The sequence below is a fragment of the Streptomyces sp. DH37 genome, assembly GCF_029813835.1.
Classification (GTDB): domain Bacteria; phylum Actinomycetota; class Actinomycetes; order Streptomycetales; family Streptomycetaceae; genus Streptomyces.
In genome coordinates, this window is the sequence record NZ_JARVKV010000005.1 from 63,790 (window position 1) to 86,478 (window position 22,689).

Here is a 22,689-nt window from a genome sequence, read left to right on the forward strand (position 1 = left end):
CCGGAGGCGGACTGGTCCGAGCCCGCCACCGCCCACGTGGTCACGCGACTGCCGGCGCCGTCGGGTCCCCGGGGCCCGCGATCACCGGTGTCCTCCGTGCGCGGCCCCGCCCGCGGCGGTCTCGGCGTTCTCGGCGGTCTCGGTGTTTCCGGTGTTCTCGGGCTCCCAGCGCAGCAGGTCCCCCGGCTGGCACTGGAGCACCTCGCAGAGTGCGGCGAGTGTGGTGAAGCGCACCGCCTTGGCGCGGCCGTTCTTGAGCACGGCCAGGTTGGCGGGTGTGATCCCGACGCGGTCCGCGAGTTCGCCCACGGACATCTTCCGCTTGGCCAGCATCACGTCGATGTCGACGGCGATCGGCATCAGATCACCTCCTCCAGCTCGGCCTGCATCTGCGCCGCCTCGACGTCGCGCGCGACGGCCTGGGCGAGCAGCATCCGCAGCACGAGCACGATGAGAGCGACCCCGAAGACCGCCAGGGCGACCCCGCCCAGCAGGAGCACGATGCCCGGGGCCACCGCCTCGCCCGGCGCCAGGACCACCCCGAGCGCGCACACCAGGAGCGCGGCCGCCACGAAGGCGCCGATCACGACGTGCACGTATCGGAAGGCTGCGTGGGAGAACACGGTTCCGCGTCGCACCATCGTCACCAGTCGCCACACGCAGACCAGGACGACCTGGACCGTCACGACACCCAGGACCGTGATCACGAGGAACGGGGTGCGCAGGTGCGCGAGGTCCGTGTCGAGCTCCCTCAGGTCGATGGCCAGCAGCGGCACCATCACCGCCTGGACGAACACCGAACCGGCGAGCAGCGCCACGAGCACGGCGCGCAGCGCAAGCACCGTCAGCTTTCCCATCACATCTCCCTCGATCGACTAGCGATGGAAAGCTATCGAAATTCGATAGGTTCGGCAAGGAGCCGGGTCCTGCGGGCCACCGCCCTCGGCCGGGCAACGGACCGGGCCGACGTCCTGCGGCCGTTCACGCCCTCCTCCCGGCGCGGTATTGGCGGAGGATTCCGCGGGCAGCCGCCGGGACCGACCCGGTCCGGTCCCGCCCCGCTCGGTGGCGGCACGCACGATCGGTCCCGCGGCCTGCTACGGCACCCCGCCCACCGTCACCGACGCCCCGGTCGGATACGGGAAGTCGTCGGACGCCAGTCCCAGTGCCGCCGAGGGGACCACCCCGGGCTCGGCCATCCACCGCAGGCCGTCGACGTCCAGCGGCCCGAACGCCTTCCCGTGCTCCTTCCGGCCCGCGTCGGATACGCCGGGCGGGCGGACGAAGGAGGTGCCGGTGGCACCCGAAGGACCGCGTCGACGCGTATGCCGCGCGCCCCGTACACGCGCACCGCGCGCTTGCCGGCCGTGTACGCCGCGTCGTCGGGCCGCGTCGGCTCGGCGGCCGACGACGAGGTGCGGACGATCGCATCGCCCCGGCTCGCAGGGTGTGCGGACCTCACCCCGACGGCCAGGAGGACACCGCGTACGTCGGTGTCCCGGAGGTCGTCCCGCTCCTCGGCCGTCATCTCGTGGAGGGCCCCGCCGCCCGCCCGGCCCGCCGGACTGGGGCTTGGCCGCGGGCGGCGCCGTCCTGTGCCCGGCCTCGGCCGGTGGGAGCCGGGCGCCGTGTTCGCCCTGGCTGGCCTGCGCCGTCCGGTGGCGGGCCTGCGCGACCCGGGCGCCCCTTCCCCGGCACCGCGCCGACCGACCGGCCCGCCTGACCGGTCCGCCTGAGCGGGCGGTCACCCGGTCGAGGTCCGGGACAGCGCAGGTCGGGTGAACTCCCGCCCGGTACCGGGCGCTTCGCGGCGGCGGAAGCCGTGCGGCACACGGTGGTCTGGCCCGGGCCCGCCCGAGCCAGACCGGTCACCTCGCGGTGGAGCCTGCGGTGCGATCGGCACCACCGCGAAGCGGCGCCGGGGTGGGGAGGGGCTCAGAGAGCGAGGTCCTCCTCCGCCAGGGGGTCCTCGCCGACGGCCGTCTCCTCGTCGGTCATGCCGGGAGTCATGCCGGGACCGAGGATGCCGGGGAGCATCTCCTCGAGATCGAGTTCGCTCGCCCCGGCCGGGACGGTGACCTCGTTCGCCTCGCCGATGCGCAGCACCAGGGCCGGCTTGTCGGCCTTCGTCTCCCCGGCCGGTTCGGCCAGGTCCACGGAGACGGCCGTCAGATCCCCGTCCTCGAGGGTGAAGTCGGCTCCGACCTTCCCGTTCGGGGCGTCCTCGAGGTCCTCGTCGGCGGGAAGCTCGGTGAGGCCGGGCGGCAGGTCGCCGGCCAGTGGCCGGATCGCGTCCAGCAACTCCGTGAGCAGGGTGCGGAAGGGCGCGGTGGCGGTGATGCGCTCGGTGCCCTCCTCGCCGCCGCGGCCGGTGAAGGCGACCTCGCGGGCGATGACGCCGCGTACCGCCCCGACCGGCTTCTTCTGCGTCCCGGGGTCGGGGGTCGGCTCCGGTATCGGGGCGCCGCCCGCCTCCTCGGCCTCGGAGCGGAATTCCTCCGTCTTCCTCCGGTCGAGCTTGACCCACTCGCCCTCCAGGGCCTTCCTGAGAGGTTCCGCCTCCGGCGGCAGGCTGTCGACCGACGGCAGCGACGTCCCGGTCACCTTGCCGATCGCCTCGCGGTCGATGCGGTGGTACGCGTAGTCGCCGACCTGCCGGGTCCCGAAGAGGGCGCCGCCGGAGGTGGTGAGCTTCGCCTCCATGCCCGTGATGTCCTTCTCCTCGGACTTCTCCAGCGGCTCGGCGGAGTGCACGGCGATGCTGAGCCGCGCGTCACCGAGCGGTTCGGCGGCCTCGGCGGGCATCTCCTCGTCCGGGTCCGCTTTCTGAGCCGGGCTCCGCAGGGTGGCGGCGGTGGCGTCCACATCGAGTTCGAGGGCGAGCGAGTGCTGCCTGCCGAGCCGGTCGAAGGCCCGGTCGATCTTCTGAGCCGCGGTCAGGTTCCCACGGTGCCGCAGGCCGCGGCGGCGCCGACGAGGGTGGCGGTCACGGCCGCCGCGGTCAGGGCCCTGCCGATGGCGGTGACGACGGTCTCCTGTCGTATCGATCACCGGCCGATCGACCAGTGAGACGCATCGGAAGTCCGCGCGGTTGTACGGGACTTGCGGTGTGCGGCCGGTTCACGCCGCACCGGAGCGGGGCCGCGGGCGATCGCCGGCGACGCCGCCGAGCCGTGCGGGAGGGGGCCGTTCGAGGACGGGGGCCCGGCGCCGCGGCGAGGCGGAGGAGGCGACACGCCGGGGTGCCGGCCCACCGGTCCGCGGCCGACCGGCCACTCGCCGATGCCCGGCCCGGCGGCTCTGGGACCATATCGGCGCACCCCTACCCGATCCCCCTTCTTCCACCGACGGAGGCTCCACCCCATGACCTCGCCCACGCCCGACCCCGCCTCCGCGGTGCTGCTGGACGCCGTCGCCTCCCTGCGCTCCGGCGCACCCCTCGACGTCGAACTGCTGCGCGGCCCGCTCGCCGAACTGCTCCAGGACGCCGCGGCCGGGGACGGTGACGGCGTGGTCAACCCGTACGCCCGGGCGGTGGCCGCCGCCGTCCTCGGCCACCCCGCCTGACGCCGCCGCGCGGCCGCCCGGCGGAACACGTCCGCACCCGGCCGCTCCACCGGACGGAACGCCGGTGTGTCGCGCCTGACATCGCCTGTCCCGCGCGGTGGTGGGTAGTTCTCAGGAGACCGGCACCGAATCGAGCACCCCTGGGGATGGACCGATCTTGACCATCGAGTACAGCGAGCCCGCCGCCACGACCGAGCGGGTCCCGGGGCGGTCCTGGACCGTCCGCATCACCGGCCACGGCGACCGCACCGCCTCGGTCTCCTGCACCACGAGCGCGTGCCGGATGCCGCCGCGCTCGCGCGACCTGGCCGCGCTGCGCGCGTTCGCCGCCCGGCACGCCGCCGCCCACGCGAAGGCGGCCACCGTGCGGGCGAACGCCGCCTGCGCCTGCCGCGCCCAGGGCTGCGCCGCCCACGAGGACGCCCGCACCCTCTGCTCGGGCGGGGTGCTGATGGTGCTGCGCCACGATGCGACGGTGGGCCGGGTGTGGACCGTGGAGGAGGTGTGCGAGGCGTGTGCGCCGCTGCTGCCGCACGCCACCGTCCTCGCCCGCGCCACCCGGCCCCGCCCCGGCCGGGCCCCGGACCGGCGGCCCGCCCCGGCCGGCGGGCAGACGCAGCGCACCGCCTCCGTGCCCGCCCCGGCCCAGGGGCAGGCCCCCGCTCCGGCGGAGGTGCCCGGCGGGTTCTGTGCTCCGCCCGCCCCGGTGGCGGCGGGTTTCGCCGCCCCCACGACCCCGGGCCCCGGCGGCGACGGGCAGGCGCGGCCCGGACGTGACCGGGCCCGGAGCGGACGGCGTGGCCGGAGCGGACACCGCCACACCGGCCGACGCCGCTGACTCCGACCGTACCGCCGTCCGGCCAGGCTTCCGCCCCTTCCGAACCGGGCAGGCCCCGTGGCGGGCCGGCCTCACGGCGGGTCAGGTCCCCGGCGGGCGGGGCCGACGGAAGTCGACGGCCCTGGCGACGTCGGCCAGGACCGTCTCGGCGGTCTGGCGGACCTCGGTGGGAACATCGCCGCGCTCGCGTACGAGGCGGTCGTAGATCGGCGCTCCGGTGGACTGTGCGGTGCCGGACGGGTGCACTCCTGAGTTTCCTTCCCCCCTGCAACGTGCGAAGGGGACCGAGTGTAGGGCGGCGCGGGGCACGACAGGGCCGGAAATCGGAAAAGGACGGGGAGGCGGAGGTGCGGGCGCACCGCCGGGGTGTGGTGCCGTCGTTCGCGTTTCGCCATCGGACGGCGGCCGGGCGCGGGATCCGCGTCGGCGCGCACACGGCGCGAGCCGGTCCGCCCACGCCCGCCCCGCCGTCCCCGCGCCGCCGCCCGTCCAGCGGACACGGTCGGACCGCGCCTGCGCGGCGCCCCGTCCGGGCCGCGCCTGCGGCGCGGACGGGGAACGGCCCCTCGGGCGTCCGGATGCCGCCCGCACGGGCCGCGCGCGGGACGCGGGGTGAGGAGCGGCGCACGGCGGACGGCGCACCGGTTCTCCGTACGGGGGAGCGGGACTCACCGCCCGCGGGGCTGGGTGAAGCGCAGCATGTTCCCGGAGGGATCGCGGAAGGCGCAGTCGCGGACGCCGTAGGGCTGGTCGACCGGCTCCTGCAGCACCTCGCCGCCCGCGGCGCGGATGCGCTCGAAGATGGCGTCGCAGTCGTCGGTGGAGAAGATCACGCCGCGCAGCAGGCCCTTGGCCAGCAGCTCCGCCATGGCCTGCCTGTCGGCGGGCGAGGCGTTCGGGTCCGCGACGGGCGGTTCGAGGACGATGTCCACCCCGGGCTGCGACGGCGCGCCCACGGTCACCCAGCGCATCCCCTCGAACCCGACGTCGTCGCGCACCTCCAGGCCGAGAACGTCCCGGTAGAAGGCGAGCGCCTTGTCGTGGTCGTCGACGGCGATGAAGCACTGGGAGAGTTTGATGTCCATGCGCGTCACGCTACGGGCGGGGGACGGGTTTCGCTTCTCCGTTCCTGACCGGTCGTGTGTGGATCTTGGCGACACAGGCCGGGATGGCGGCGCCCTCCTCGTGACGGCGGGCCCGGTACGAGCTCGGGCTCTCGCCGACCAGCTCGGTGAACCGCGAGCTGAACGACCCCAGTGAGGTGCAGCCGACCGCGAAGCAGACCTCCGTCACCGTCAGGTCGCCCCGCCGCAGCAGCGCCTTGGCCCGCTCGATCCGGCGCGTCATCAGGTAGCTGTACGGCGTCTCCCCGAAGGCGGCGCGGAAGCTGCGGGAGAAATGGCCCGGAGACATGAGGGCGACGCGCGCCAGCGCCGGTACGTCGAGGGGCTTCGCGTAGTCGCGGTCCATCAGGTCGCGGGCCCGGCGCAGCCGGACGAGATCCTCCAACGTCACACGACCACCATCCCACAGGGCCGGGCGCCGGCTCGTGCCGGACGGTGGGGTGGCGGTGGGCGAAGGGCCGGGGGAGGGGCGGACTCCCGGCGGGGCCCTCGCGGGTCGGCGGCCATGGGCGGGTCCCGCGGCGGTCGCGGTGGGTGCGGTGCGGGGCGGGTGCCCGCCCCCCGCTCCCACCTCGATCCATGGTTCTCTGAATTCAGGATCGCGTGTACCGTCTTGGGCATGCTGACCGTTGCCTCCGACGTCGAGGTGCTGGCCCGGTTCGGCCGTGCGCTCGCCGACCCGATCCGCTGCCGGCTCCTGCTCGCCCTGCGCCGGGCCCCGGCCTATCCGTCCGACCTCGCCGACGCGCTCGGGATCTCCCGCACCCGGCTGTCGAACCACCTGGCCTGCCTGCGTGACTGCGGCCTGGTCGTCACGGTCCCCGACGGACGCCGCATCCGCTACGAGCTGGCCGACGAGCGCCTCGGCCATGCGCTCGACGACCTGCGCACCGCCGTCGTGGCGGTGGAGTCCGACCGCACCTGCGCCGACGACGAGGAGAAGGGCTGCTGCCGACCGTGACCGCGCAGACACCCGTGTTCCTGGGATCCGGTCCCGCTCGCCGCGAGGCGCTCACCCGCCGGATACGGCTGCTGGTCGCCGCGACCATCACCTACAACGTCATCGAGGCGGTCGTCGCCATCACCGCCGGCACGATCGCGTCGTCGACGGCTCTGATCGGCTTCGGCCTGGACTCCGTGGTCGAGGTCTCCTCCGCCGCCGCGGTCGCCTGGCAGTTCTCCGCCCGCGACCCGTCGGTGCGGGAGGCCCGGGAGAAGGCGGCCCTGCGGATCGTCTCGGTCTCCTTCTTCGCGCTGGCCGCGTACGTCACCGTCGACGCCGTACGCGCCCTGACCGGCACCGGCGAGGCCGAGTCCTCCGTCCCCGGCATCGTGCTCGCCGCGCTGTCGCTGGCCGTGATGCCGTTCCTGTCCGCCGCCCAGCGCAGGGCCGGCCGGGAACTCGGCTCCGCCTCGGCGGTGGCGGACTCCAAGCAGACCCTGCTGTGCACGTATCTGTCCGCGGTGCTCCTGGCGGGCCTGATCCTCAACGCCGCGCTCGGCTGGTCCTGGGCCGATCCGGTCGCGGCCCTCGTCATCGCCGTGATCGCCGCGAAGGAGGGCCGCGACGCCTGGCAGGGCAAGGGGTGCTGCGCGGCGCCCGCCGCGGTGGTGCCGCCGGCCGGCGCCGGGGCGGACGCGTGCGGCTGCCGTCCCGGCTGCGACTGCTGCGGCTGACCGCGCGGCTCGAGGGGCCCCGGCGCCGGCCGGGGCCCCTCGCCCTGCTCCCCGGCCCTCCACGGGCCGGCGGCGCCGTACGCCCGGCTCCGCATCGGGGCGATCGGCGGGGTTCGGCGGGGTTCGGCGGGCACGGGCCCGCCGGACGGCCTGCCGCCGCCCGGCGGGCCCGTGGGACACCGGTCCCGGACGGGCGGCGGGCCCGCGCCGCTATCCGGCGTAGGTCTCGTACTCGGCGACCTTCGGCGTGCCGGACGAGCCGGTGATCTCGAAGGTGATCTTGCGCAGCGAGGCCGGGGGGAAGGTGATGACGCCCGCCCCGCTGCCGGAGGTCAGGACGGCGCCGGTGTCGTGGTTGACGACCCTCCAGGACCTGATGCTGCCTTCGGAACCCGACGCCTCCCTGATGTTGATCCTGGACACCGTGGTGGCGGAGTCCCACTTGATCGAGATGGAACCGGTCGAGCCGGCCGGCGACCAGTAGGTCCTCATGTCGCCGTCCCGCACGTTGCCGTAGCTCGTCCCGTCGGCCTTGCCGGAGCCGTCGGAGCCGGCTCCGACGCTGAGGTTGGTCCCGCTGGGCTGGGTCGGCGTCGGCGCGGGATCCGTCGGCGTCGGCCCGGGGTCGGTCGGCGTGGGCGCGGGGTCGGTCGGCGTCGGTGTCGGCGTCTGCGGCGAGCAGCTGCCGTCCGACACCTTCAGGCCCTTGCCGGCCCCCGCCGTCTGGCTCACGACGCCCGGCACGCAGTCGGCCCGGTCGAGGCTGTAGGAGTAGGGGATGCTGACGGTGGTGTTGGACTGCGGGTTGGGACCGGCGGGGTTGTTCTCGGCGCTGCGGCTGGACCAGGTCACGTTGTCGAAGACGTTGCCGCCGACCTGCCAGTAGCCGGCCGCGTCGGTGTAGAAGGTGCCCAGGACGTCCTTGGAGTCCTCGAAGTAGTTGTTGTCCACCTTGGCGCGGGCTCCGGCCCGGGAGTTGATGCCGGACTCGTTGATGCTCACGTAGTGGTTGTTGTAGATGTGGGCTATGCCGCCGCGCAGCAGGGGCGTGCGGGAGTCGATGTTCTCGTACAGGTTGTGGTGGTACGTGATGAAGCCGTTCGAGACGTCGCTCTCGCTGGACCCGACGAGGCCGCCGCGGCCGGAGTTGCGCAGGACGCTGTAGGACAGGGTCACGTACTTGGTGTCGTTCTTCATGTCGAAGAGGCCGTCGAAGCCCTCCGACTCCCCGCCCGACGCCTCCAGGGTGACGTGGTCGACCCAGACGTTGCGGACCTTGCTCTCCATGCCGATGGCATCGCCGCCGTTGGACGTGGGCGAGCCCGACTTCTTGACGTTCCGGACGGTCACGTTCTGGACGATGATGTTGCTGGCCTCGCGGATGTGGATGCCCACCTGGTCGAAGACGGCTCCGCGGCCGACCCCGACGATCGTGACGTTGCTGATCTGCTTGAGCTCGATCACGCCGTCGGCGGTGCTGCAGCTTCCGCCCGACACCTTGCTGGTGTTGCCGTGGTTGATGGTCCCCTCGACCTCGATGGTGATCGGGGTGCTGCTGCTGGCCCGGCCGCACAGGGCCTCGTGGATCGCGGTTCCCGTGGTGGCCCGCACCGTCTGCCCGCCCGCGCCGCCGGTGGTCCCGCCGTTCTGGGTCGCGTAGCCGGTGGCGCTGCCGGTCACCGCCGATGCCTCGGGCATCGACAGGACCACACCGGTCGCGGCGGCCACGGCCATCGTGGCCAGCCCCGCATGGAGTCGCAGTGCGACTGTCCTTCTCATCATCGCCTCCCGATTCGCCTTCGAACTGTGGGTTTCACTACTTAATGTCATGGGCATGTCATTAGGTCGCCGAGACCGCCGACTCGTCGCCGGACGGGCCGCCGGCCGGCCTGGAAGTGGGTGTTCCTCTCGCCGCGGGGCCGGGGCGCGGGTTCCGTCGTGGCCCGGCCCCCGAGGTCGTCGGCGCCGGCCGCGAGGTCACCGCGGCCGTGCTTCCGTTCGCTCCGCCGTCCGTGCCGCCGGGCCGCGCCGGGCGCCGCCGCCCGTGCGGCCGACCGCCGGAACCGGCGGCGTGGTCCGCCGCCCGTCACGGGCGGCCGTCGCCGTTGAACTCGCACCGGACCGCACGATGCGTCTTCGTCGTGGCGTACGCCCTTTCATCGGATGGCGCGTCGGCATCCGGGTGAAGCCTCCGCGCCGGGTCGGTAGCGGCTCATACGCGAGGTCGCGGCGGGTGCCGCGGTGTCCGCCTCCACCGGAATGATCACCGTGAGGCGAGAAAGCGCTTTCTGTTCGTGAGGATAGGGTGGCGCCTGTTGGGCTGGCAAGGGTCTGCACGGTTGCGGAATGCATCCTTCCAATTCATGCGGCGAGCGCCGTCCGTGGGCACTGCCGAAGCCGGAACCGGAGCCGGAACCGAAGCCGGAGTCGGCCCCCGGTCCCGCCGAGGTCGCCCGCCGCGCCCTCGGCGCCGCGCCGCACGCTGCCGTCCCGACCGGGCGAAGGCGCGCCCCCGCGCCCCTCCGACGCGCAGCGACGCCGGCGAAGCGAAGGCGACGGCCGCGGAAAGCGTGGCGGCAGGGTTGCACCGGGCAGGCATCTCCTCCGCGTCCGGCGTGCCTGGCGACCCCTCGGTGCCGCTGTGCGAGACGCTGGGCACCTCCCGTTCCGGCCGGGGCCCACCCGGCAACTCGACTGGAGGGAGTGGTCTGTGCCGGTCAGCCAGTACGAGCAGTACCTGCACCTTCCCGAACTTCTGAAGCTGCAGCACCCGCGCGCCCGGGAACTGGGGGAAGCGGTCCGCGCGTCCGAGTCGTTCTTCATCGTGGTGCACCAGTCGGCGGAGCTGCTGCTGCGGCAACTGCTGATCGATCTCGAAGCGGCCGTCCGCGACTGTGAGCGGGGTGCGGACGAATGGTCCGACACCGAGGCGGGACTGCGCCGCGCCGCCGCCGTGATGCGCATGCTGCGTGAGCACGTCGAGACGCTGGACCATCTGCCGCGTGCCCATTTCCTCGCCTTTCGCAAGCTGCTGGGCACTGCCAGCGCCGGTGAGTCGGCGCAGTTCGCGAGGGTGTTCGCTCTGCTCGGGGCGGATGGGCCACCCGGCGCGTCGGCACGGGGGCCGGAACCGGGGAAGGCGGAGGGGCGAGCGGTCCCCGGGAGCGTCACCGAGGGGTTCGAGGACGTGCGGAGGGAGTTGCGGCGCTGGCAGGAGGCCCACATCACCTTGGTGGAGCGCCTGATCGGTGAGGCGGAGGGCACGGGGGGAACGGCCGGTGTGAGCTGGCTGCGTTCGCGTCTGCTGCCGGTCGCCGAGGCGGGCGCCGAGGACGGTCCGTCCGCGCGTCGGGAGGAAGGCCCCGTGTGACCGCGCCGACGCGCTCGGCCGGGCCCCCGGGGTAGGCGGCGAGCCGCCCTCGCGGATCCCCCCCCGGCCACCGCCGGATCCGCCCTGGCGCCGGCCGCCGGACGGGGGAGCGGGAACCGGTGGGCGAGGAGTGCGCGACGCCGGTGCGCGGTGACGTGCCCGGCACGGTGACGACCGCCGCCTCCCGGTCAGCCCGGCGAGACGGCCGAGCCGCCGCGCGACCGCACCGCGCGTCCTCGCGGCGATCATGCCGGACCGCGACGGGGAGGACGCCGCCACGACGACGCGCCGACCGCGGGAGCGGCGTCCGCGGTCGCCGGCGCGCCCTCCCGACCGACCGCCCACGGAACGGGGGAGGGGAGGGGCGGACACGGGCACCGGCGACGGGGCCCCGGTACCGGCTGCCGGATCCCGGCGACGGCGGGGCCCGGGCCCGGTGTGCCCGGTCGGCGCGTCCTCGGCGGCGCCGCCCGGCAGCGCGCAGCGGGAGGGCCGTCGCCCCCGCCCGCCGGCCGCTCCCGCGCCCCGCCCGTCCCCCCGCCCGGAGGGGTCCCGGCTCCGGCGCCGTACGGGCCCCCGCCCCACGGCCCGTGCCGCGGGCGTCCGGAGCCGGCGCCGGACAGGGATTGGAATATCTGTCCAAGACCTGTACATTTTTTCCATGCCCCGGACCGGGGTCCCCAACGACCTCGGAGGGCGTATGGCTTCCCAGCACTCGACCGGGGATGCTCCGGACGAGCATCCCTACTCGGTGGGGTTCCGCAGCGGCGACCTGGTCGCGATAGCCGGACGCCTCGGCGTGAGCGCGCCCGGGACTCTGGTGCCGGGCGGTTTCGAGGCGGAGTGCGCGCAGGCCTTCGCCAACCTGGACGAGGCCCTGCGGTCGGTCGGCGCGGCCCGCGAGGACGTGGTCAAGGTGGTGGCCTACCTGACCGACATGGCCGACCGCTCCCGCCTCAACGCCGCGTACCGGGAGTTCTTCCCCGAGCCCCGCCCCGCGCGCAGCTGTGTCGGCGCGGCGTCGCTGCCGTACGGCGGCGCGGTCGAGATCGAGGCGCTGGCCCGCGTACGGGAGACCCCCTCGGGGAGCGTGGGATGACGGCCCGGGGACGGGGGCGGCAGGAGGAGCAGGACGCGATCATCGCGGCGCTGGCCCCGGTCGCCGACGGCATCGCCGCCACGCTGGGGTCGTTCTGCGAGGTGGTCGTCCACGACTTCCGCCGCCCGGAGCGGTCGGTGGTGGCCATAGCCGGTTCGGTCACCGGGCGCGGCGTCGGCGGGTCGATGAGCGAGATCGGCATGGGTCTCCTCGCCCGCGGCGACGAGGCGGACAACGAGCTGAACTACATCACCCGCACCCGGGACGGGAAGATGGTCAAGTCCTCCACGATGGTGCTGCGCGACTCCGCCGGAACGGTGTTCGGCGCCCTGTGCGTCAACCTCGACATCACCGCCGTCGCCCAGGCCCACGCCCTGACCGGCGAACTCGCCGGAGTCACGGATCCGGCCGCGGTGCCGACCACGACCTTCGGCAACGACATCGACTCGGTCGTGGATGCCATCGTCGACGCCCACCAACTGCGCCAGCACAAGCCCTGGGCCGAACTCGACCGCGACCAGCGCCTGGAGCTGTTCCGCGGCCTGGAGCGGCGCGGGGTCTTCGCCGTGCGCCGCGCGGTGGAGCAGGTCGCCGCACGGCTGGGGATCTCCCGGGCCTCCGCCTACAACTACCTCGCCCAGGTCAGAGCCGGCACGACCGCGTCCGGCGGCGAATCCGACACCACTACCGATGGAGCACCGACATGACGAGCACACCGCCGGTCACGCTGGAGGACGTCCGCGACGCCGCCGAACGGATCAAGGGCGTCGCCCACCGCACCCCCGTCCTGCGCTCCCGCACCCTGGACGCCCTCGCCGGCGCGGAGGTCTTCCTCAAGTGCGAGAACCTCCAGCGCGTGGGCGCCTTCAAGTTCCGCGGCGCCTACAACGCCGCCTCGCGCCTGTCACCGGAACAGCTGGCCAGGGGCATCGCCGCCTACTCCTCGGGCAACCACGCCCAGGCCGTCGCCCTGGCGGCGCGGGAACTGGGCACCACCGCGGTGATCCTGATGCCCGAGGACACCCCCCGCTCCAAACTGGAGGCCACCGCCGGATACGGCGCGGAGGTCGTCACCTACGACCGCTACACCGGCGACCGGGTCGCCCTCGGCGAGGCCCTGGCCGCCGAACGCGGCCTGTCGCTGATCCCGCCCTACGAGCACCCGCACGTCATCGCCGGCCAGGGCACCGCCGCGCTGGAGCTGATCGAGGAGACCGGCGGCCTCGACGCCCTGGTGGCCCCGGTCGGCGGCGGCGGGCTGATCGCCGGCAGCGCCACGGCCGCCAAGGGCCTGCTGCCCGGGATCCGCGTGATCGGTGTCGAGCCGGAGGCCGGGGACGACACCAGGCGCTCCCTGCGGGCGGGCGAACGCGTCTCGATCCCCGTGCCGCGCACCATCGCCGACGGGCTGGCGGCGGAGACTCCCGGAGCGCTGACCTTCTCCGTCAACCGGCGGCTGGTCGACGAGATCGTCACGGTCACCGACGACCAGATCCGCGACGCGATGCGGCTGGCCTTCGAGCGGCTGAAGACCGTCATCGAGCCCAGCGGCGCCGTCGCCCTGGCGGCCGTACTCGCCGGACGCATCGACTCCCTCCCGTCCCGCGTCGGCCTGATCCTCTCCGGCGGCAACGTCAACGCGCACCGCTTCGCCGAACTCCTCGGGAACTGACCGTCCGGGAGGCCCCCTCGCGGCAGGGGTCCGGGAAGCGGGGCGGGTGCGGACCGGCGCGGTGTGCGGCCGGGCAACCACCGCCCCGTCAAGAAGGCGTCGAGCCCCCGCGCGTACCGTGAACGCGGTGGCGGCCTTCGCGCCCCGCCGACCCGGTGCGCCGACCGGTCCGGTGATCGGCTTCGTCCGCGGCCCGGTCGTCGGGGCGCGGGCGATGCCGACGACGGGCGCGGTCCACCTCCTGGTGCGTGCCGGACACGACGGCTTCGCCCTGCCCGCCCCCGGCGTCATGGGCACCGGCTACGGCAGGGGTGACCCCGCCGGGATCCTGATCGCCCGTCCGGTCTGCGGCCCGGCCCTGGTACCGGTCCGCAACGCCCTGGTGCAGCCCCGCTCGTCCGCCCCCGGGACCGGGCGAGCCCTCCCGCTTCGCCGGCGCACGCCCGCCGGAACGGCACGCGAGCGGGGGCGTGCGGACGTTCGCCGGACACCGGTGCCTCCAGGGGGCTGCGTCCGGAGGAGTGACCGGTCAGGGAAGCGGACGCGGTCGGGATGAGAGGTGTGGATCGGGTTAGTCATGGTGTACGGGGACCGAGTTGTCCGGTACGGGCGTGTAAGGAGTTCTCATGGCATCTGATGGCTTTCCCCGCGGACGGGCGGTCGTCCGTCCGCGGACGACGGGCTCCCGTACCCTGCGGCGTCTGCTCGCCCCGCTGCTGGCGGCCGCCCTCGCGCTCGCGGCCGCGGGGTGCGGTGACACCGATGACAGGGGTGAGATCGCGGGCGGGGGCGAGGTGGACTCGCCCGGCGCGAACGCGGGGATCGGATCGGTCCTGGTGCGCTACGCCCATCTCGCCGAGCCGACGGACGGGCCGTGGGAGACCGGCAGCGACGTTCCCCTGTACGCGCAGCTGTACGACCAGGAGCCGCCCGCCGACCGGCTGGTCTCGGCCGAGTCGCCGGCGGCGGAGTCCGTCGGGATCGTGGGGCAGGGCGGCGAGGCGGTCGAGGGCGGGGTGAAGCTGACCCCGGACACCTCGGTCGGTCTGGAGGAGGGGGGCACCTATCTGGTGCTGCGTGATGTGCGGCAGGAGATCAGGGGCGGCGACTTCGTCTGGGTGACCTTCCACTTCGAGGACGCCGGCGCGCTGTCCATGCAGGTCCCCGCCCAGCCCCCCACCGTCGACGAGGAGTCTTCGCCCCCTCCGCTGCCCACGATGACCAGGTGACCGCTGCCGGTGCCCGTCCCCGGCGCGGAGCCCGGAGCCCGGAGACGAGGACCGCGGGCTGTAGCGGCCGAGGCGGTGGCGCGGCCCGTCCCCGGGACGGCCGAACACCGCCTCGGGCTGTTCCCGGCGCGGGTGGGAGGAGACCCGGTACCCGGTCCCCGGAGAACGACATCCCGGTACCGCCCGGGGGGACGAGACTGGTCCGGAGCACGGCGGAAACCCGGCTCACCATGGCCGACACCACCACGCTCCTCGAGCGCGCCTGCCGTACCGCCGCCGACCTGATCAGAACCGGAGCCCTCGTCTCCGCGACGGCCGCCGTCTTCTTCTCCCTGGAAGGGGTCTTCCGCTTCGGGCTGCTGCTCCTGGCCCTGCTGGTGCCCCGGCTCGCCGGGCTGCGAAGCCCCGTCGACCTGCTGGTGTGCGTGGTCCTGTCGGTGGCGGCCTGGTCCTCGCCGGCGAACTGGTACGAGCTCGCCCCCTGGTACGACACGGCCCTGCACCTGGTCACGCCCGGCACGGTCGCGGTGACCCTGCACCTGCTGCTGATCCGTGCGCGTCTGCTGCCCTCCCCGAGGGCGCGCGGGCTGCGGATCGCCTCGGCGCCCCTGCTCACCGTCTGCCTGGGCTGCACCGTGGCGCTGCTGTGGGAGCTGTACGAGTGGTTCGCCGAGAAGGTGCTCGGCGCGGCGATCGTCGTGGGCTACGACGACACCGTCCTCGACATGGCCGCCGGCCTCACCGGTTCCCTGGTCGCCGGAGGGCTCCTGGTCTCCTGGGCCCACAGCGGGCCCCGCGCGCACCGCGACCGGGACACCGGCCCCCTGCCGGGATGACGCGCGGCCCGCGGCCGTCGGCGTGACCGGGCCGGCGGCCCGCAGGCCCGGGATCGGTCGGCGTGTGGCCGAGAGGCGCCTCGGGGACATCCGGGAGGGGGCGGGGCAGTGCTCACAGGATCGGCGGACGGACGCGCTTCGCCGTCGCGGGCGCGGTGTGGGCGGGAGCCGGCGGGGTACACAGCGGCGGGATCATGCCAGGAGGTGGGCGGGGCCAAGGCGTGGAGGTGCCGTGGTGGAGCAGTTGCCGCCGGGTGGTGGGCGGGCCGTGCCGGAGCCGTCCATGTGGTCGGGCGCGGCCTACGGCGGTGAGACGGAATCGATCGCGGCCGCCCGGGGCCTCGTGGCCGATTTCCTGGACCGCGTCCGGCGGGTGCGGGGCGTGGAGGTGTCCGTCCCGGTGGCCGGTGCGGCCGAGCTGGTGGTCAGCGAACTGGTGACCAACGCGTGCAAGTACGCGCCGGGGCCGTGCACCGTGGAGGTGGAGCTGACCGGAGCCGTCCTGCAGATCGTGGTGCGGGACACCGAGCCGGTGCTGCCGATCGCCCGGGCGGCCGAGCCGGGCCGGGTCGGCCAGCACGGCCTGGAACTCGTCCTGGCGCTGTGCGAGGGCGTGGAGATGCAGCGGGAGCCGGTGGGCAAGCGGATCACCGCCCGGATCGCCCTCGAACCCGCCGACGACCGTCCCGCGGCGGGCGGGTGAGGCAGAAAGGGAGCGCCCCGCCCGCAGGGTGGCAGGGGGTGCGGGCCGTGCCGCCGCCGGGGGAGCACGGCCCGGCCCGACGGCGTTGCGCCCGGCCGGGAGCTGCTTGACGGTTCGGCGGCTGGCCGCGTCGCGGCGGCTGCGCCTGCGCCGCGTTCGGGTGCGCACCGACGCCTCGCTCCCGGGCCCGGTTCCGGCACCGGGGCCGGGTGACGGCGGAGCCGGTCTTCGGTGCCCGAATATCGGCCCGGCACCGCGATCCCGCCGTGGCCGTGGCCGTGACCGTGGTCGACGGATCCGATCCGGCGGCCGCAGTCACCCGCCCCGTCGCGCCGGAGGCTCTCCCGCCCCGCTCCACTGCTGCCCGGCTCCGCCCTTCAGGGCGCCCCGCGGGGTGTGACCGTCTGCCGGTTCCGACGGTGTGGCAGGGGTGGCCGGGGATCACGTGTATGCGGCGGACGGACGGCCGCCGGCCGCAGCCACGTCGCCCGCCCGCCGACGGCGGATCCGCCGGCGAGCCGTGTGACGGGAGGCGCCGCCACATCCCGCGGACCGGCCGTGCAGCCCCGTGACCGGCCGACCGGCCAAGTGGCTTGCGGTAACGGACGTATTCGTTCTGCCGACGGAACCCCACACTCTCGTAGAGGTCGTAGGACCGGTGCGGATTCGCCGTGCCCGTGGACAGCCGGGCGGTCGTCGCGCCCTGCTCGCGAAGGCTCCGCAGCCCGTCCAGCAACAGGGCCCGGCCGATTCCCAGGCGTCGCCGGTCCGCCCGGACACTCAGCTCCTCGACCTCGCCCACGGCGCGGTCGTGACGGCGGACGGAGCAGAGGGCCACGCCGACCATGTCCCGCCCGTCCCACGCGGCCCTCCAGCATGCCGGGTCGGCGGCGCCGAGGAAGTCGCGGAAAGGCCATTCCCGAGTGAAGCCGTTGTCCGCGTACGAATCGACGACCGTCCTCCAGGCCGCGCGGTGGTGGCCCGCCCCGATCGGCCCCGTCCGTATCCCGGCCGGCGGTTCACCGCCCCGCTCGGGCAACCGCCGCAGATCGCGCAGCTCCAGCTCGACCAGGCTGAAGACACGTCGGTAGCCGGTTGCGAGCAGAAGTGCCGTGGCGTCCTCCTCGGAGGCCGCGGCGTTCGCGCCGATCATCGCCGTCCGTGCCGTTCCGTGCCGTGCGACGAGCCGGCCGATCCGCTTCTCGGCCCAGCTCAGCATGGCCGAACCGACGCCCTGGCGACGGTGCTCGGGCAGGAGGTGGCCGCGGTGCAGGTAGAGCCAGGTGCCGTCCCGCTCCCGCCACCACCGGATCGTCGCGTAGCCGACGACGCTCCCGCCGCGCACCACCAGGATCCGGTTCTCGGAAGGCTCCTCCAACCGGGCGGAGGCTTCGGCGATCTCGGCCGCCGTCGGGAGCCCCTCCACGACCGAATGGGCGTCGACCCCGTCCCGTTCGGCGCACCCCAGCCGCACCGCGGCCATGGCGTCGTGGTCGTCGTCGCCGCGATACGGCCGGAACCCGAAGCCGGCCGGAAGGTCCTGTCCTGGCGTGCCGTCCGACATGAGGGGATGATCCCGGACTCCGGGGCGGCCCGCCACCTCGTTCACGCCGCGGCCGGGCGCGCCGCGCGTGCGGTGCGTTCCGCCGACGGGCCCGGCTGTCCTGTTCCCGGGTCCTCAACCCGCGCGCGCACGCCGTAGGGTGACGGTCGACCAGAAGGTCGCGGCGCCGTGCCGTGTTCGCTGCGGCGGAGCCGGGGCCGTGCCGGACGGAGGGCGAGGAGCACCGATGGCGACGAAGGACCCCTGGATTCGGGAACTGCGCAGGACCGAACGGCCCGCGGCGCACGTGGTCTTCTTTCCGCAGGCCGGCGGCGCCGCCACCTTCTACATACCCTTCGCGCGGCACCTCCCCGAGAGGTTCGACGTCTCGGCCGTCCAGTACCCCGGACGGCAGGAGCGTCTCGGGGAGCCCTTCGTCACCACCGTCGAGGGCATGGCGGACCGGGCGGCGTCGTCCCTCCGGCGCTATGCAGACCGGACGACGCCGCTGGTGCTCTTCGGCCACAGCATGGGAGCGAGCGTGGCCTTCGAGACGGCGGTCCGGCTGGCCGCCGAGGGGGCGCCGGCGCTGCGCCACCTGGTCGTCTCCGGCAGGTCCGCCCCGTCGGTGCCGCTGGACGACCAGGTGTACCGCGGCACGGACCAGGAGATCCTCGACCATCTCGTCGAGCTGGGCGGAACCGACGCCGAGATCATCCGCGACCCGGACCTCGTGGCCCTGTTCATGCCCGCCGTCCGCAACGACTACCGGGCGGTCGGACTGTACCGGCCGCTCGCGCACGCCACGGTGGACGTGCCCGTCCTGTGCCTGACGGGCGATCAGGACCCGCGGGTCACGCCCGAGGGGGCCGCCGCGTGGAAGGAGCACACGTCGGCGGACTTCCTGCTGAGGACCTTCCCCGGCGGCCACTTCTTCCTGACGGAGCACCGGGAGGCCGTGGCGCGTCTCGTGTCGGACTGCGCCGGATTCCCGAACGGGAACCCCGGTCCGGACCTCGGCGGGTGATCCGCGGCGGGACGGGCGGGCGCGGGGAGCGCCGGCCCGTACGTCCGTCATCCGGGCTGCGGCGCCCGCCGCATCCGGTGCCGCCTCGAAGGGGTCCGCGCCGCCGGCGAACGCGGCCGTGAGCCGGCGCCGTCCCGTACCGCCGGTGCTCTGTCGCACATGGAGTGTTTCCAAAAGAATCATGCGCCCGCGCACGCCCTGTGACCGTGCGCCCCTCCATGCGCTGCGGGGGGCCTGGCGTCAATCGGCCACCCGCGCCGGTGTCCTCCGCGTCCGGTCGTACGCGGCCCACTCGTCCCCTCCGGTGGGTCCGCCGGTGCGGAGCGGAGGCCCGGTGATCGGCCGCGGAGGCTCGCGGAGACTCGCAGAGATCCGCGTTCGCGGCCCTGGCGCGGCTTCCTCTCCTGGTGAGCGCGGTGTCGGCCGGACGCCCGCGCAGGGAACGTGAATTTTTCGCCGCTCGTGTGTTTGAGGATTGTCGCGGCGGGCACCCGATGAGCCGGTGTTCCGGGCCAGTCGGCGGTGCGGGGATCGCGTCGCACTGAAGCTACTCGTCGGTCACGGAAAGCCGACCGTAAATCGACTCTCCGTTACCCTCGGGGGGTTGCTATCGAGTGACCCACAGTGAAGACTGTGGGCGAATTCGACGGGGGGCGACGATGCCTGGGGCTCGTACTGTGCCGACGCTCGGGCAGGCCTTGCCAGGCGCACGTGATCCCTCGCCGTGTTCACTGAGTTCACGGAGTTCATGGGGTTCACGAACTTCGCGGGCGTCACGGGCCTCCGTCCCGTGCGGGTCCGCCGCCCGTTCGTGTGCCGGGGGAAGTCCACGCAGTGGTTGCGCGGAAGGTTTCACTGGGGGGTTTGCGATGCCGGCTTTGCCCGCGAGACAGGCGTCACCGTCCGTCCACGGACAGGTGAAGGGCCGGGGTGCGATTCGGCGAACGTGTTGATCCGGCCCTGAGCGGCCCCGGTGACGGGTGATCGGCATCCGTACGGCCCGACGGGGACGCCGTCGGCGGAGCCGTGTGTCGCGCCGTCCGCGACGGGCGGGCGAACCGGCCGGCGGCGCGGCCGACGAGCGGAACGCACGCCGCAGCGCCGCCGCTCCCCGCCACGGCGGGATCCGGGCCCGCCCGGGATGCCGTGTGCGCCACCACCCCCGGCCCCACCCCCGGCCCACCGCAGCCGTCACTCCGCTGTGCCTGCGCGCCCCACCCAAGGGAGAAAAGGTGACCAGCAACCAACTGATACAGGCCCCCTCGGTCTTCGACACGCTGACCGACCAGTGGCGGACCTTACGCGCGGCCGAACCCGTGCTGTACGACGAGAGACAGGCGACCTGGCGGGTCGTGGACCACCAGGGCGTCGCCGCCGTACTCGCCGACCCGGCGACGTACTCCTCGGACCTCTCCCCGATCACCCCCACCCAGGAGGACTTCGAGGCGTTCCGCCAGGGCAACTTCGTCGGCATGGACCCGCCGGAGCACCGCAAGCTCCGCACCCTGGTGAGCCAGGCGTTCACCCCGCGAACGGTGCACGGACTGGAACCGCGCATCGAGGAGGTGTGCGCACGACTGCTGGACGCCGTCGCGGACCGCGACCGGTTCGACCTGGTCGACGCGCTGGCCTACCCCCTCCCCATCATCGTGATCGCCGAACTGCTCGGCATTCCGGCCGACGACCACAAGCTGTTCCAGGAGTGGGCGAGCACCCTGTTCGGCGGCGACCAGCTCGGCGAGACGCTCGACATGGCCGACCTGGAGCGGGCGCTGGAGGCCATCGCCCCGACCGTGCGCGAGATGAACGGCTACGTCCTGGACCACATCCGCCACCGCCGCGCGCACCCCGGGGACGACCTCACCAGCAGGCTCCTCGCCGCCGAGGTGGACGGCGTCCGCCTGCGGGACCAGGAGATCGTCGGCTTCGTGGCCCTGCTGCTGGTCGCCGGGCACATCACCACCACGGCCCTGCTGGGGAACGCCGTCGTGACCTTCGCCCAGCACCCCGGAACGCTCTCCGCGCTGCGCACCGACCCCGGCCGTGTGCCGGACGCCGTCGAGGAGGTGCTGCGCTGGCTGCCCCCCTTCCCCGAACTGGGCCGCCGCACCACCCGGCCGGTGGTCCTCGGCGGTCACGAGATCCCGGCCGACGCCCTCGTGATGGCCCATCTGGGCGCCGCCAACCGCGATCCGGCCCGCTTCACCGCGCCGGACACCTTCGACGTGACCCGCAGTCCCAATCCCCACCTGACCTTCGGGCACGGCATCCACTTCTGCTTCGGCGCGCCACTGGCCCGGCTGGAAGCGCGGATCGCGCTGCGCATGATGCTTGAGCGTTTCCGCCACCTCGCGATCCCCTCGCCCGGCGAGATCGCGTACCAGAACCCGGCCGTCATCGTCGGCGTGCGCCATCTGCCGGTCGAGGTCCGCAGGCCGTAGCACCGGCGCCGAAGCGCCCAGCCCGCACCGCTCACCCCGCGGGCCGCTCCGCCGCTTTCCCCAGCGTTTCACCTGTGTCACACCTATCGGGAGTCCTCTTCTCATGCCGTACTCCACCGGCGCCGCGGTCACCGACCGGCGGCCGACCCTCTCGCACCAGGCGTTACAGGACCGCATGGACGTCCTCGCCCGCGTCCACCGGGTGCCCGGCGCCCAACTGGTCGTGGACACCGGGGCGCAGGTCCTGAGCGTGCACACCGGGACGGCCGACGCCGTCGCGGGCACCCCGTTCACCGCGGACACGGCCGTGCCGCTGGGATCCGTCACCAAGGTCTACACGGCGGCCGCGGTGATGCTCCTGGCCGAGGACGGCGACCTGGACCCGGACGACCCCGCCGTCGAGTTCCTTCCCGAGCTGCGGGAAGTACCCGAGGTGACGGTGCGGCACCTGCTCAGCCACACCGGCGGCCTGCCGACCGGACCCGACTCCGACACCGCCGCGGGCACCACCGCCTCCCGCTACCTGTCGACGGTCTGCACCGCACGGGACGCGCTGTTCGCGCCCGGGACCGGCTTCTCCTACTCCAACGCCGGCTACGTGGCCGCCGGGCGGCTGGTGGAGGCGGTGACGGGCATGCCCTGGCAGGAAGCCGTCCGGGTGCTGCTGCTGGAGCCGCTGGGCACCGTGCCCGCCTTCCTCGGTGACACCCGCTCCGCCCGCCCGGTCGCCGCCGGCCACGCCCTCAACACGGCGTCGGGCCGAGTGCGTCCCGCGCACCAGAACCTGGCCCCGGTGGAGGCGCCGGCCGGCGCCCTGCTGGCGAGCGCCCTGGACCTGGTGGAACTGGGGAGGGCGCTGAGCGGCCGGTCCGCCGTGCCGGCACCCGCCACCGCCGCACGGATGCGCCGCCCGGAACCGGGGGCCGGCCCGAGCGTCCTGGCGGACGCCTGGGGGCTGGGCCTGGCGCTGTTCCGGCAGGACGGACGGTGGTGGTACGGCCACGACGGGAACGCGCAGGGCACCTCCTGCCACCTGAGGGTGGAGCCGGACAGCGGCACGGCGGTCGCCTTCACCGGCAACTCCGGCGGCGCCACCGCCCTGTGGCGCGACCTGGCCGAGGACATCACCCGGATCACGGGTGTGCGGGTGCCGATCGCTCCGGCTCCCGCGGACCGGGGCGCCCCCGTCTCCCTTCCCGGGTGCGCCGGGACCTACCGCAACGGCCCGCTCGAGTACCGGATCGAGGCGGGCGCGGACGGCTCGCCGACGCTGTCCGTGGACGGCGACTCCCCGGTGCCGCTGGTCTGCTACCCGGACCTCTCCTGCGACCTGGTCGACCCGGCCACCGGCCGCAGGGAGCCCGGCGGGCGCTTCCACCGCGACCCCGCCACCGGGGTCATCGACCGCGTGCAGATATCCGGCCGTACGGCCCGCCGCACCGGCACCGCCTGACCCGCGAAGCGCCGTCGCCCATACCGCTCCGTCCCCGTGGAGGCGGACGCCCACCGCACCGCTCCGGTGGGCCCGCACGCCGCCTCCCCGGGCCGGCCCATGCCCGTACG

At 74.3% G+C, this 22,689-nt stretch carries 22 protein-coding genes and 1 pseudogene; 15 read left to right on the forward strand and 8 right to left on the reverse strand.

Annotated features, from left to right (window positions below; all coding sequences use genetic code 11):
* Positions 1-81: 81 nt before the first annotated feature.
* From QC029_RS04345 to QC029_RS04355, 3 genes are all read right to left on the reverse strand, one after another.
* A complete protein-coding gene (locus QC029_RS04345; protein ID WP_279554015.1) occupies positions 82-360 on the reverse strand; it encodes a helix-turn-helix transcriptional regulator in 279 nt (92 codons plus the stop codon).
* Positions 360-857 carry a DUF2975 domain-containing protein gene (locus QC029_RS04350; RefSeq protein WP_279554016.1) on the reverse strand — a complete coding sequence of 166 codons (498 nt, stop codon included), beginning with the start codon at positions 855-857 and terminating at the stop codon, positions 360-362. The genes QC029_RS04345 and QC029_RS04350 overlap by 1 nt, the downstream gene beginning before the upstream one ends.
* A gap of 1,078 nt (positions 858-1,935) precedes the next feature.
* On the reverse strand, positions 1,936-2,865 hold the full coding sequence (locus tag QC029_RS04355; RefSeq protein WP_279554017.1) for a hypothetical protein: 930 nt from the start codon (positions 2,863-2,865) through the stop codon (positions 1,936-1,938).
* A gap of 21 nt (positions 2,866-2,886) precedes the next feature.
* Between QC029_RS04355 and QC029_RS04360 the strand changes: the two genes are divergently transcribed.
* The 3 genes from QC029_RS04360 to QC029_RS04370 all read left to right on the forward strand — a co-directional run bounded on the left by QC029_RS04360 (position 2,887) and on the right by QC029_RS04370 (position 4,405).
* Positions 2,887-3,069, forward strand: a complete 183-nt coding sequence (locus tag QC029_RS04360; protein WP_279554018.1) for a hypothetical protein — start codon at positions 2,887-2,889, stop codon at positions 3,067-3,069.
* 294 nt (positions 3,070-3,363) lie between these two features.
* Complete coding sequence (locus tag QC029_RS04365; RefSeq protein WP_279554019.1) at positions 3,364-3,567, forward strand: hypothetical protein; 204 nt, start codon at positions 3,364-3,366, stop codon at positions 3,565-3,567.
* A gap of 157 nt (positions 3,568-3,724) precedes the next feature.
* Entirely contained in the window at positions 3,725-4,405 is a 681-nt protein-coding gene (locus tag QC029_RS04370) for a hypothetical protein (protein WP_279554020.1), read from the forward strand.
* Positions 4,406-4,486: 81 nt separating this feature from the next.
* Here QC029_RS04370 and QC029_RS04375 read toward each other — a convergent pair whose 3' ends face one another.
* From QC029_RS04375 to QC029_RS04385, 3 genes are all read right to left on the reverse strand, one after another.
* Entirely contained in the window at positions 4,487-4,651 is a 165-nt protein-coding gene (locus QC029_RS04375) for a hypothetical protein (RefSeq protein ID WP_279554021.1), read from the reverse strand.
* Between the two features lie 422 nt (positions 4,652-5,073).
* Entirely contained in the window at positions 5,074-5,490 is a 417-nt protein-coding gene (locus QC029_RS04380; RefSeq protein WP_279554022.1) for a VOC family protein, read from the reverse strand.
* 10 nt (positions 5,491-5,500) lie between these two features.
* On the reverse strand, positions 5,501-5,920 hold the full coding sequence (locus QC029_RS04385) for a helix-turn-helix transcriptional regulator (protein ID WP_279554023.1): 420 nt from the start codon (positions 5,918-5,920) through the stop codon (positions 5,501-5,503).
* Between the two features lie 228 nt (positions 5,921-6,148).
* Here QC029_RS04385 and QC029_RS04390 point away from each other — a divergent pair, with 228 nt between their 5' ends.
* Together QC029_RS04390 and QC029_RS04395 are read left to right on the forward strand one after the other, a co-directional pair.
* Positions 6,149-6,490 carry a helix-turn-helix transcriptional regulator gene (locus tag QC029_RS04390; protein WP_279554024.1) on the forward strand — a complete coding sequence of 114 codons (342 nt, stop codon included), beginning with the start codon at positions 6,149-6,151 and terminating at the stop codon, positions 6,488-6,490.
* Entirely contained in the window at positions 6,487-7,206 is a 720-nt protein-coding gene (locus tag QC029_RS04395; RefSeq protein WP_279554025.1) for a cation transporter, read from the forward strand. The genes QC029_RS04390 and QC029_RS04395 overlap by 4 nt, the downstream gene beginning before the upstream one ends.
* 210 nt (positions 7,207-7,416) lie before the next feature.
* Here the strand turns inward: QC029_RS04395 and QC029_RS04400 are convergent, their stop codons facing one another.
* Positions 7,417-8,985 carry a polysaccharide lyase family 1 protein gene (locus tag QC029_RS04400; protein ID WP_279554027.1) on the reverse strand — a complete coding sequence of 523 codons (1,569 nt, stop codon included), beginning with the start codon at positions 8,983-8,985 and terminating at the stop codon, positions 7,417-7,419.
* A gap of 931 nt (positions 8,986-9,916) precedes the next feature.
* On the opposite strand from QC029_RS04400, the gene QC029_RS04405 reads away from it, so the two are divergent.
* The 7 genes from QC029_RS04405 to QC029_RS04435 all read left to right on the forward strand — a co-directional run bounded on the left by QC029_RS04405 (position 9,917) and on the right by QC029_RS04435 (position 16,115).
* Entirely contained in the window at positions 9,917-10,576 is a 660-nt protein-coding gene (locus QC029_RS04405; protein WP_279554028.1) for a tryptophan 2,3-dioxygenase family protein, read from the forward strand.
* Positions 10,577-11,276: 700 nt separating this feature from the next.
* Positions 11,277-11,675, forward strand: a complete 399-nt coding sequence (locus tag QC029_RS04410; RefSeq protein WP_279554030.1) for a RidA family protein — start codon at positions 11,277-11,279, stop codon at positions 11,673-11,675.
* Positions 11,672-12,382: a PAS domain-containing protein gene (locus QC029_RS04415; RefSeq protein ID WP_279554031.1), complete on the forward strand. Its 711-nt coding sequence runs from the start codon at positions 11,672-11,674 to the stop codon at positions 12,380-12,382. Before QC029_RS04410 ends, QC029_RS04415 begins: the two co-directional genes overlap by 4 nt.
* A complete protein-coding gene (locus QC029_RS04420) occupies positions 12,379-13,347 on the forward strand; it encodes a threo-3-hydroxy-L-aspartate ammonia-lyase (protein ID WP_279554032.1) in 969 nt (322 codons plus the stop codon). Before QC029_RS04415 ends, QC029_RS04420 begins: the two co-directional genes overlap by 4 nt.
* A 626-nt stretch (positions 13,348-13,973) precedes the next feature.
* Positions 13,974-14,576 carry a copper chaperone PCu(A)C gene (locus QC029_RS04425; protein WP_279554033.1) on the forward strand — a complete coding sequence of 201 codons (603 nt, stop codon included), beginning with the start codon at positions 13,974-13,976 and terminating at the stop codon, positions 14,574-14,576.
* Positions 14,577-14,806: 230 nt separating this feature from the next.
* A complete protein-coding gene (locus tag QC029_RS04430) occupies positions 14,807-15,412 on the forward strand; it encodes a hypothetical protein (RefSeq protein WP_279554034.1) in 606 nt (201 codons plus the stop codon).
* Between the two features lie 283 nt (positions 15,413-15,695).
* The gene (locus tag QC029_RS04435) at positions 15,696-16,115 is read left to right on the forward strand and encodes an anti-sigma regulatory factor (protein WP_279554110.1); all 420 of its coding nucleotides are present in this window, start codon (positions 15,696-15,698) and stop codon (positions 16,113-16,115) included.
* A gap of 586 nt (positions 16,116-16,701) precedes the next feature.
* Here the strand turns inward: QC029_RS04435 and QC029_RS04440 are convergent.
* Positions 16,702-17,679, reverse strand: a pseudogene (locus QC029_RS04440) (GNAT family N-acetyltransferase); the annotation flags it as partial.
* A 226-nt stretch (positions 17,680-17,905) separates the two neighbouring features.
* Between QC029_RS04440 and QC029_RS04445 the strand changes: the two are divergent.
* From QC029_RS04445 to QC029_RS04455, 3 genes are all read left to right on the forward strand, one after another.
* The gene (locus QC029_RS04445; protein ID WP_279554035.1) at positions 17,906-18,685 is read left to right on the forward strand and encodes an alpha/beta fold hydrolase; all 780 of its coding nucleotides are present in this window, start codon (positions 17,906-17,908) and stop codon (positions 18,683-18,685) included.
* A 1,232-nt stretch (positions 18,686-19,917) separates the two neighbouring features.
* Positions 19,918-21,126 (forward strand): cytochrome P450, encoded by a 1,209-nt coding sequence (locus QC029_RS04450; RefSeq protein ID WP_279554036.1) that lies wholly within the window; start codon positions 19,918-19,920, stop codon positions 21,124-21,126.
* Positions 21,127-21,229: 103 nt separating this feature from the next.
* Entirely contained in the window at positions 21,230-22,579 is a 1,350-nt protein-coding gene (locus tag QC029_RS04455; protein ID WP_279554037.1) for a serine hydrolase, read from the forward strand.
* Positions 22,580-22,689 lie beyond the last annotated feature (110 nt).

Bases quoted from the DNA above. Each gene is read 5' to 3' on its own strand.
- QC029_RS04365 (WP_279554019.1), top strand. From the start codon at position 3,364: ATGACCTCGCCCACGCCCGACCCCGCCTCCGCGGTGCTGCTGGACGCC.
- QC029_RS04345 (WP_279554015.1), bottom strand. From the start codon at position 360: ATGCCGATCGCCGTCGACATCGACGTGATGCTGGCCAAGCGGAAGATG.
- QC029_RS04390 (WP_279554024.1), top strand. From the start codon at position 6,149: ATGCTGACCGTTGCCTCCGACGTCGAGGTGCTGGCCCGGTTCGGCCGT.
- QC029_RS04350 (WP_279554016.1), bottom strand. From the start codon at position 857: ATGGGAAAGCTGACGGTGCTTGCGCTGCGCGCCGTGCTCGTGGCGCTG.
- QC029_RS04425 (WP_279554033.1), top strand. From the start codon at position 13,974: ATGGCATCTGATGGCTTTCCCCGCGGACGGGCGGTCGTCCGTCCGCGG.
- QC029_RS04445 (WP_279554035.1), top strand. From the start codon at position 17,906: ATGGCGACGAAGGACCCCTGGATTCGGGAACTGCGCAGGACCGAACGG.
- QC029_RS04455 (WP_279554037.1), top strand. From the start codon at position 21,230: ATGCCGTACTCCACCGGCGCCGCGGTCACCGACCGGCGGCCGACCCTC.
- QC029_RS04380 (WP_279554022.1), bottom strand. From the start codon at position 5,490: ATGGACATCAAACTCTCCCAGTGCTTCATCGCCGTCGACGACCACGAC.
- QC029_RS04430 (WP_279554034.1), top strand. From the start codon at position 14,807: ATGGCCGACACCACCACGCTCCTCGAGCGCGCCTGCCGTACCGCCGCC.
- QC029_RS04420 (WP_279554032.1), top strand. From the start codon at position 12,379: ATGACGAGCACACCGCCGGTCACGCTGGAGGACGTCCGCGACGCCGCC.
- QC029_RS04400 (WP_279554027.1), bottom strand. From the start codon at position 8,985: ATGAGAAGGACAGTCGCACTGCGACTCCATGCGGGGCTGGCCACGATG.
- QC029_RS04435 (WP_279554110.1), top strand. From the start codon at position 15,696: ATGTGGTCGGGCGCGGCCTACGGCGGTGAGACGGAATCGATCGCGGCC.
- QC029_RS04415 (WP_279554031.1), top strand. From the start codon at position 11,672: ATGACGGCCCGGGGACGGGGGCGGCAGGAGGAGCAGGACGCGATCATC.
- QC029_RS04410 (WP_279554030.1), top strand. From the start codon at position 11,277: ATGGCTTCCCAGCACTCGACCGGGGATGCTCCGGACGAGCATCCCTAC.